Here is a 2,956-nt window from a genome sequence, read left to right on the forward strand (position 1 = left end):
CAGAAATAACATGACCGATTGGTCATGTTATTTCCTTATTGCATAAGCAATTAGAATAAAATGCATGGCATTTTATTCTCGCGCGGGTCCTTACTCCTGGGTGCTTCATTCGGTCAGATCCGCTTTACCCGCCTTTTTCTTATCAATCTGATTGCTTATGCCGGTTAATATAAACGCTGCGGCCATGGAGAGCAGCATACAGATAATAAAGAGGACCGGCTTGTTGGAGACCGTAGGGGCCACGAAGGTGGGCAGATAAGCGGTAGCCCGTAACTGGAAGACCCCCACAAAGGCCCCGCCGACCGTGGCGGCGATTATCGCACTGGCAAATACCAATTTACTGGAAAACATAAACGGATAGGCCGCCTCTACGAAGGTTCCGAAACAGAGATTGATGATAAGACCGGGTAGCGATACTGCGGGATCGCTTTTTTGTTTCGGGAACACTATGTTGGCCAGCATGATGCCGGCGCTGACCAAAACCAGGCAGCACATATCAATACAGCCCAGAAAGCTGTTGCCGGTGCTTTCCATTTCGAGGAGGATGATGGGAAGTATAACGGCATGGTAGACGCCGCCTATGATGGCAAACCAGATACTGAAACCCGCGAAGGCGCCGGCCAGAATCGCGTTGTATTCTAAAGCCACTTCGATAATGGTTTTTACGAGGCCGCCGAGGAGAAGGGCTATCGGGGCTATCGCGAATTTGCCAACCAAACCCGCAAGCAGGCCGGCGATGCCCCCTGCCGCGATATTCGCGGTGGTCCCCGGAATCTTGTGTCTAAAACAGAAGGTGATGATGTAGTAGGCAAAAATACCGGCGATAATGCCGGTTATAAGACCGCCAATAATGCCGCCGTCCACCGCCATAACGCCGCCCACAATACCGGCTACTATGCCGACTTCATCCAGGCCCGAAATCTGCTTGGCCGCTATTGCCGCGAGGATAACCGGCAGGGCCGCTATAAGCGCATCGAAAACCGCGCTCAGGCTGCCCAGGGGCGGGATTTTGCTCAAGGCAAGCAAAAGCGCCATGGCGATAAAACCGGGAAGCGAAGCCATCATGATGCCCCTGAAATTAATCCGCTTCCACACATTGCCCTGTATTATCGCGCTGTCTCCGGTTTTTCCGATAATGGGAGCATATTTCAAGTTCCACTCTTTTGCCAGCACCGTAATAAAGGAAATCGCCCTGGTACGATTGGTGGTACCGGTGGTGCCCGAAGCGGAAATGATGTTACCCCCCAGGGACCGGGCCGCCGCCATGGAAGATCCGCCGGTCCCGACCATCGGGATTTTCTTTTCGGCGGCAGCCCTAATGCTTTTGCTGTTTACCCCCTTGGGATCGCAGCTTAGAAGAATAAGGCCGTCAATTTCGCCATCGCCGATCTTTGCGGCGATTTCTTCGTCCAGTTTGGCCGCGAGGACATTGATCTCTTGCAGGGTTTTTTCCTCAGACTGCCGCAATGCTCCCTCTTCCATATAATACAACCGGGATTTGGCTGTCTGCTGGATTCTGTCCATGGTACTCGACGCCCCTACGAACTGGACATAGCCCACCGAAATCCCCGCCGAATCCGCCTGGGTGGATATTTCTTTGAGCATCACCACCGGATCGGCGCCGCCCTGATTGAAGAGATTCCCCCCACTGCTTCCCAATACCGCAATTCGCTTACTCATACGAAACCCTCCAAAAAACAGATAATTGAGCCGGTTCTAAAATAACAGAGATCATCGGGGACGCACAAGCGCTCCGGGGCAAGTCCTTGCGGGTATCCGGCCCTCTATAGTATGCTTTCTTTGCATAAGGGGGCGAAAAAGATGAATTTAACCATAACCCCGCAGGAGCGGGAAGCGCTTTTAGCCGATGCCCGGGAAACCATCAGCGCCGCCTTGGAACAGCGGCCGCCGGAATATAAACGGGGGGCGGAACTGGCAGCGGCCATCCGGGAGGGGACTTCCGCCCTGACCAAACCCTGCGGAGCCTTTGTAACGCTCCACCGGGGAAAGGAACTGCGGGGCTGTATCGGCAGGATGATCGCCTCCGATGCCCTGGAAAAAACCGTCCGGATCATGGCCGGTGAAGCCGCCTTTGGGGATCCCCGGTTTCCTCCCCTCAGCCGGACCGAATGGCCGGCTTGTACCATTGAGATCTCCGCTCTCTCCCCCCTGGAAGCCTGTTCCGATCCCCGTTTGGTCCGGGTGGGCCTTCATGGCCTCTACCTGGTCCACCGGGGCAGGTCCGGGGTATTGCTCCCCCAGGTCCCGGTGGAACAGGGCTGGGACTTGGACAGATACCTGGACTATATCTGTATCAAGGCCGGACTCCCCCCCCATTCCTACGACGAGCCGGGAGCCCAGCTTTACACCTTTACCGCGGTGGTCTTTGGAGAGGAAGCGCCGTAACCTTCTTCTCACGTAATTGACCGCGGAGCGGTCTACTTTTCATACCGGGCCATGCTGGTGGGGGTTTCGTAAACATCCACCGCCCAAAGCAGGCGGGGATCAACCGAAACCTTCGGTAACAGCTCCTCAAGGCTTTTGAAAATAAAGCGGGCGATCCGTTCGGCGCTGGGATCGTTTTTAAATTCCGGCTTGTCATTAAGATTGGTGTGATCCAAACCGGCGATAAGCTCCCGAAGTTTTTGCTTGAGCACCCCAAAATCAACCAGCATCCCCCCCTCGTCCAATTCCGTACCCCGGACCCAGACCCGGACCCGGTAGTTATGACCGTGGAGATTTTCACATTTACCGTGATAATGGCTTAAAAAATGGGCCGCCGCGAAATCGGCTTCCACCCGGACAGAAAACATGGGATCAGCATACTGTTTTGGCACAAGGGCGTCAATTATTGCCCCGCCCTCCAATCAACAACCCCGCCGCAAGCGGTCGGGGTATGTTGTTCTCATAAGGTATTTGACTCAGGGTACATACCCTTGGTTCCGCCCCAAGGGGC

The 2,956-nt window shown here is 54.8% G+C and carries 3 protein-coding genes; 1 reads left to right on the forward strand and 2 read right to left on the reverse strand.

What is annotated here, in order from left to right:
* Positions 1-105 precede the first annotated feature (105 nt).
* The gene (locus LQZ21_RS14885; RefSeq protein ID WP_411045368.1) at positions 106-1,680 is read right to left on the reverse strand and encodes a hypothetical protein; all 1,575 of its coding nucleotides are present in this window, start codon (positions 1,678-1,680) and stop codon (positions 106-108) included.
* A 141-nt stretch (positions 1,681-1,821) separates the two neighbouring features.
* Between LQZ21_RS14885 and amrA the strand changes: the two genes are divergently transcribed.
* A complete protein-coding gene (gene amrA, locus LQZ21_RS14890) occupies positions 1,822-2,406 on the forward strand; it encodes an AmmeMemoRadiSam system protein A (RefSeq protein WP_411045369.1) in 585 nt (194 codons plus the stop codon).
* A gap of 32 nt (positions 2,407-2,438) precedes the next feature.
* On the opposite strand, the gene queD is transcribed toward amrA, so the two are convergent.
* Complete coding sequence (gene queD, locus LQZ21_RS14895) at positions 2,439-2,813, reverse strand: 6-carboxytetrahydropterin synthase QueD (RefSeq protein WP_411045370.1); 375 nt, start codon at positions 2,811-2,813, stop codon at positions 2,439-2,441.
* Between the last annotated feature and the right edge of the window lie 143 nt (positions 2,814-2,956).

Origin of the sequence: Treponema sp. TIM-1, from assembly GCF_046533115.1 — a bacterium.
Taxonomy (GTDB): domain Bacteria; phylum Spirochaetota; class Spirochaetia; order Treponematales; family Breznakiellaceae; genus JAIRMO01.

Excerpts from the sequence above, each read along its gene's own strand:
- LQZ21_RS14885 (WP_411045368.1), bottom strand. The coding sequence starts at position 1,680 with ATGAGTAAGCGAATTGCGGTATTGGGAAGCAGTGGGGGGAATCTCTTC.
- amrA (WP_411045369.1), top strand. The coding sequence starts at position 1,822 with ATGAATTTAACCATAACCCCGCAGGAGCGGGAAGCGCTTTTAGCCGAT.
- queD (WP_411045370.1), bottom strand. The coding sequence starts at position 2,813 with ATGTTTTCTGTCCGGGTGGAAGCCGATTTCGCGGCGGCCCATTTTTTA.